The organism is uncultured Corynebacterium sp., from assembly GCF_937999985.1.
Classification (GTDB): domain Bacteria; phylum Actinomycetota; class Actinomycetes; order Mycobacteriales; family Mycobacteriaceae; genus Corynebacterium.
Genome location: NZ_CALLDG010000107.1, coordinates 1 through 5,872 on the forward strand (window position 1 = coordinate 1; position 5,872 = coordinate 5,872).

Sequence of the window (5,872 nt, forward strand, 5' to 3'; positions counted from 1 at the left end):
GGCAGGAAATAAGCCCCCGACGGGCGTCGGGGGCTTAAGGAATTGGGGGCCAGAGACCAAAGGCTCAAGGATCAAAAGCCCAAGGACCGGGGCTAGGCCTGTGTGGGGTTTGCGCTGGATTCTACGCTGGGTTCTGGGCAGAGTCCTGCGCTGAGGCGGCCCGCTGGGCGGCCTCCCAGTCCACGCCGCCGCCCTCGCAGGAGCCATTCAGCGAGCAGCTGCCGCACGCCTGGCCGCTTGCACACGCTTCCGCGCTCACGGCGCCAGCCTTGGCGCCGGAGCCAGCAGCCTGACCAGCGCTAATGCCAGCACCCTGATCTGCGCCAGCGCCAGCGCAGGCAGCGGCCCCAGCGCCGTCGGCGCCGGCGCCGGAACAGCAAGCGCCAGCGGAGTCGGAAGCGCCGGCGGCCTCGCTGGAATCGCCGCAGCAGGAGTCCGAGGTGGCGTCACCGCTAGAGCAACAAGAAGAATTGGCGGCCTCGAGCTGGGCGGCACGGGCGTCCAGGCGCGCGACGGTGTGGGCGCCCAACGCAGAACCCAGACCGATCAAGAAAACAGCTCCAACCAGCAGCAACGCAAAGATCAGCCACATCCAGCCACTGACTTTCAGGGTGATGAGCGCGGCGCCCAGGAACGCAGCGCCAGCTCCCATCCAAGCTGGGCCGACGATGCGGTGCGCGGTGTTCCAGAGTTCCTCAGACTTGCGAACCTCCGGAACTCGCAGGCCAACGACCGGATTGCCCGGCAGTTTCCCCACAGCCCCCAGCAAGCCCGCGATGAAAAAGGCCAGGCCCACGACTACCAACACAACGGTCAATACGATCATGCGAAATAGTCTATTACCGCAGGTGGCCAACAAGCCAAACGCAATAACCTGCCCTGTCCGGGCTACCTACTAGACTGTTAAAACATGACTAACGGCAGCACTGAAGACAATTCCTACCGCTACACCCCTGAGCTTGCGGCCAAGATCGAGGCCAAGTGGCAGAAGCACTGGGCCGACAACGGCACGTTTAACGCCCCGAACCCGACGGGCGACCTGGCGGAGCCGGGCGTGGAGCTGCCAGAAGACCGCAAGTTTATCCAGGATATGTTTCCCTACCCCTCCGGTGTGGGCCTGCACGTTGGCCACCCGCTGGGCTACATCGGTACGGATGTGTTTGCGCGCTTCCACCGCATGAAGGGCGCGAATGTGCTGCATACGTTGGGTTATGATGCGTTCGGCCTGCCCGCCGAGCAGTATGCCGTGCAGACCGGCACCCACCCGCGCACCACTACTATGGCCAACATTGCCAACATGGAGCGCCAGCTGGGCCGCCTGGGCCTGGGCCACGACAAGCGCCGCAGCTTCGCCACCACGGATACGGATTACTACCGCTGGACGCAGTGGATTTTCCTGCAGATTTACAACTCCTGGTTCGACCCGGAGGCTAAGAACGCCAACGGCACCCTGGGCAAAGCTCGCCCGATTAAGGAGCTGGAGGAGAAGCTCGCTGCCGAGCGCCCCGACTGGGCGGACCTCAGCGCTGCCGAGAAGCAGGAGATCCTGGATAGCTACCGCTTGGTCTACCGCTCGAACTCAACGGTGAACTGGTGCCCAGGCCTGGGCACTGTGCTGGCGAACGAGGAAGTCACGGCGGAAGGCCGCTCCGAGCGCGGCAACTTCCCCGTCTTCCGCAAGAACCTGCAGCAGTGGATGATGCGCATCACCGCGTACTCCGACCGCCTGATCGACGACCTGGAGTACCTGGACTGGCCGGAGAAGGTGAAGTCCATGCAGCGCAACTGGATCGGCCGCTCCCGCGGCGCGGAGGTCACGTTCGACTGCCTGGGCCACGACATTGACGTGTTCACCACGCGCCCGGACACGCTGTTCGGTGCGACGTACATGGTGCTGGCCCCGGAGCACGAGCTGGTGGATACGCTCGTTGCGCAGTCCGGTGGTTCTTCTGCGGGTAGTGACGCCTACACGGATGTCGACCCACGGTGGACCTACGGCCAGGCAAACCCGGCCGCCGCAGTGGAGGCTTACCGGGCGGCAATTGCCGCTAAGTCGGACCTGGAGCGCCAGGAGAACAAGGAGAAAACGGGCGTCTTCCTGGGCGTTTACGCCACTAACCCGGTGAACGGCGCGCAAGTGCCGGTCTTCATCGCGGACTACGTGCTGACGGGTTACGGCACCGGCGCGATCATGGCTGTGCCGGCGCACGATACCCGCGACTTCGAGTTTGCCACTGAGTTCGGGCTGCCGATCGTGCCGGTGCTGGCGCCGGAGGGCGCTGGCGCCAGCGACGAGGCTGGCGAGGCTGGCGCGGGCAAGGGCGCTGAGGCTGGCGAGGCTGGCACCCAGCTTACCGAGGCTTTCACCGAGGACGGCCCGCACATCAACTCCAACAACTCCGACGGCCTGGAGCTCAACGGCCTGGGCAAGGCGGAGGCCATCGACAAGACCATCGAATGGCTGGAATCCAAGGGAGTAGGTAGCGGCAAGATCCAGTACAAGCTCCGCGACTGGCTGTTCGCTCGCCAGCGTTACTGGGGCGAGCCCTTCCCCATCGTCTACGACGAAAACGGCACGGCCCATGGCCTGCCGGAGAGCATGCTCCCCGTCGAGCTGCCAGAAGTGGAAGACTACAAGCCCGTCAGCTTCGACCCGGACGACAAGGACTCCGCCCCCCAGCCCCCGCTAGCCAAGGCTAAGGAGTGGGTCGAAGTCACCCTGGACCTCGGCGACGGAGAAAAGACCTACTACCGCGACACCAACGTCATGCCGCAGTGGGCAGGTTCCTCCTGGTACCAGCTGCGCTACATCGACCCGAACAACGACAACGCCCTGGTAGACATCGAAAACGAACGCTACTGGGTCGGCCCGCGTGAAGGCCGCCCCTCCGGCGGCGTGGACCTGTACGTCGGCGGCGTGGAGCACGCCGTGCTGCACCTGCTGTACGCCCGCTTCTGGCACAAGGTGCTGTTCGACCTGGGAGTCGTCTCCAGCTTCGAGCCCTACTACCGCCTCTACAACCAGGGCTACATCCAGGCCTACGCCTACACGGACTCCCGCGGCGTGTACGTCCCCGCGGAGGAGGTCACCGAGCGCGACGGTAAGTTCTTCTGGGTTCGTAAGGCGGATGATGCTGAGGGCGTCACAAAGGAAGAAGAAGTATTCCAGGAATACGGCAAGATGGGTAAGTCCCTCAAGAACGCGGTCTCGCCCGACGAGATCTGCGACGACTACGGTGCGGACACCCTGCGCGTGTACGAGATGGCGATGGGGCCGCTCGACACGTCGAGGCCGTGGGCGACGAAGGATGTGGTCGGCGCGCAGCGATTCCTGCAGCGCGCGTGGCGCCTCGCCGTCGACGAGAACACGGGTAAGGGTTCTGTGAGCGATGACGCCCTCACGGATGACGACCTAAAGGCCCTGCACAGGACCATCGCGGGGGTTCACGAAAACTATGCGGAGCTGCGTGACAACACGGCTGTGGCGAAGCTGATTGAGTACGTGAACTACCTGACGAAGACCTACTCCGCTGGGGCGGCTCCGCGGGCGGCCGTGGAACCGCTGGTGCAGATGCTGTCGCCGGTGGCGCCGCACATCGCCGAGGAGATGTGGGAGATCCTGGGCCACTCCGAGGGCATTACTTATGAGTCCTTCCCCGAGTGGGATGAAAAGTGGCTGGTGGATGACACTATCGAGCTGCCCGTGCAGGTGATGGGCAAGCTGCGCGGCCGCATTAACGTGGCGGCGGATGCTTCGCGGGAGGACATTGAGGCTGCCGCGCTGGAGGAGCCGAATGTTGCTTCGCACATCGAGGGTAAGACGGTGGCGAAGATCATCGTGGTGCCGGGCAAGATGGTGAATATCGTCGCGAAGTAGCGGCCGGGCCGGGCGCCCGTGCTTGGGCGCGGGTGCCGCGGGGGTGGGCGCGCTGGCGCGGGTTCTGGGTGCGTGACCGCGCTGGGGGTGCGCTGGCGTGGCCGGGCTGGGGGTGCTCGCTGGCGCGGGTGTCGCCCGCTGTGATCGCGCTGGCGTGCGGGTGCGCCTGCACAGGGTGCGCTACGAGGCGGGCTGGGGCTCCCCTTCTTCCGGCGCCCCGACCCCCTACCCTGCGGTGGCGCTGTACTAGTGCTGCCGGGCCGCAGGTCTACTTTTCCCGGCGGCACGGTGGGGGTGCGTGTGCCTTCATTACAGTCACGGACGGAAGCTGCGGATTCTAAGGTGCTGAATCGAACTAAGGTGCGAATTCATGCATCCGAAACGTCACAGTGACGCTTCCGAAAGGCGCGGATTGGGCTTTTTCGAGGCGCCGATGGCGGGTTGGAGGCCCGCTCGAGGTGCGAATGTCCCAAATCTTCCACTCTGTTTTTATAAGTATCTATTTCTGCAGGTCAGAGAGGGTGCAAAATCTTGCTTCGGAGTTGCTACTCGTCGAAAGTGGAAGATTTGGGACACTGCCCGCGGGACCAGGCGGGGCTGGGGGAAGTGAGGTGCGGTGCCAGTGGATCTAGCAGGCGGGCTGGGGGAAGTGGCGCGAAGTTGGTGTAAGAGGCGCGGGGCTCGTGGAAGTGAGGCGTGGGGTTGGAGGACTAGAGGGACTAGAGGTTGTGGTCGAGAAGCAAATACGCGCCGACCGACGTAATCCAAGCCATGCAGAACGGCATGATGAACCAGATCACTGCTACCCATGGGCGCCAGCGCTGGTGGTTCTTCCATTTGTAGTAGGTGATAAAAGCCGAGCCGAACAGCCCAAAGAAAGCCACGGAAGTGGGAACTATGGCGAACAGCAGTTGGAAGGTTCGGCTGCACAGCTGTGCGGAGGAGTCTGCATCGCAGTAGGGGCCGCCGACGACCTTGGAGGAAATCCAAATTAGGATCGCAGACAAGGTGGTGGCCACGATCACGCCAACGAAGAACCAAATCGCCTGGCGGGTGGATTTATTGTTGCGCTCGAGGCGGAGCAATGGGTCGGCCTCGTAGTCCAGCTCGGTGGGGGCGCTGGGGCGATCCAGCTCGGACATTTCGAGATGGGAGCCGTCGGCTGCGGAGGCGCCTGGTGAGGAGGCGCCTGGCTGGGAGCCTGCGGGCGACGAGCCCTCGGGCTGGGAGGAAGAGTCCGGGTTATCAGCAGGTGAGGGGCCGTTGTTCAAACCATCATTGCTCATAATGACCTCAAATCTACACCCCTCGGTGCTTAATAAGAACCTGCGCGGATTCGCGCGGCCAGGCGCATGCAGCACGGCGGATGGTGCGCGAACTGCGAAAATGCAGGCTAGACGGCGGGGTTAGACCGCCGAAGCGCAGCACACGGCCGGGCGCCTGTAGCGCGCCGGGTCGCCGCGCCACCGCTGCCCGGTCGCCGCGCCATCGCTGCCGGGTCGCCGCGCCACCGCTGCCGGGTCGCCGCGCCACCGCCGCCGAGCGCTAGACAGTGCTTAGCAGGACCGGCACCGGGCTGTGTCGCAGAATCTGGTTCGTCGATGGGCCGATGAACACGCGGTGGAAACCACCCAGCGTGCTGGAACCCATCACCAGCAGATCGCCCTTCTTCCACTTCAGGGCGTTAATCGCGCCGGACCAGCCGTAGCCGCTGCCAACCTCCATCTGCACGGTCAGGTCGCTGTGCCTGTTCAGGGCACGGTCCCGGCCACGGTCCAGCAGCGCCAGCGCCTGCTCACGCCACTCGACCATCATGTCCGAGTTATCGATGAACTCCGTCTCCGTCGGGTACATCGTCGCCCCGCGCGGGCTAAACGCCACCAGCCGCAGCGGAACATTCCAACGGTGCGCCAGGTCGGCGGCGCGGCGCAGGGCCTCGTGCGACTGGTCGGTGTCGATGTAGCTGCAATTGACCCTGGTGACGCCACGTTTCGA

5 protein-coding genes are annotated in these 5,872 nt (G+C 64.4%); 2 read left to right on the plus strand and 3 right to left on the minus strand.

The window, feature by feature from the left end; all coding sequences use genetic code 11:
* Positions 1-121: 121 nt before the first annotated feature.
* Positions 122-826 (minus strand): SdpI family protein, encoded by a 705-nt coding sequence (locus Q0331_RS05055; protein WP_298075385.1) that lies wholly within the window; start codon positions 824-826, stop codon positions 122-124.
* 84 nt (positions 827-910) lie between these two features.
* Here Q0331_RS05055 and Q0331_RS05060 point away from each other — a divergent pair, with 84 nt between their 5' ends.
* A complete protein-coding gene (locus Q0331_RS05060) occupies positions 911-3,877 on the plus strand; it encodes a leucine--tRNA ligase (RefSeq protein ID WP_298075386.1) in 2,967 nt (988 codons plus the stop codon).
* A gap of 97 nt (positions 3,878-3,974) precedes the next feature.
* On the plus strand, positions 3,975-4,127 hold the full coding sequence (locus tag Q0331_RS05065) for a hypothetical protein (RefSeq protein WP_298075387.1): 153 nt from the start codon (positions 3,975-3,977) through the stop codon (positions 4,125-4,127).
* 469 nt (positions 4,128-4,596) lie between these two features.
* Here Q0331_RS05065 and Q0331_RS05070 read toward each other — a convergent pair whose 3' ends face one another.
* Together Q0331_RS05070 and Q0331_RS05075 are read right to left on the minus strand one after the other, a co-directional pair.
* Complete coding sequence (locus tag Q0331_RS05070; protein ID WP_298075388.1) at positions 4,597-5,163, minus strand: hypothetical protein; 567 nt, start codon at positions 5,161-5,163, stop codon at positions 4,597-4,599.
* 259 nt (positions 5,164-5,422) lie between these two features.
* On the minus strand, positions 5,423-5,872 hold a 450-nt coding region (locus tag Q0331_RS05075), incomplete at its 5' end, for a universal stress protein (RefSeq protein WP_298075389.1).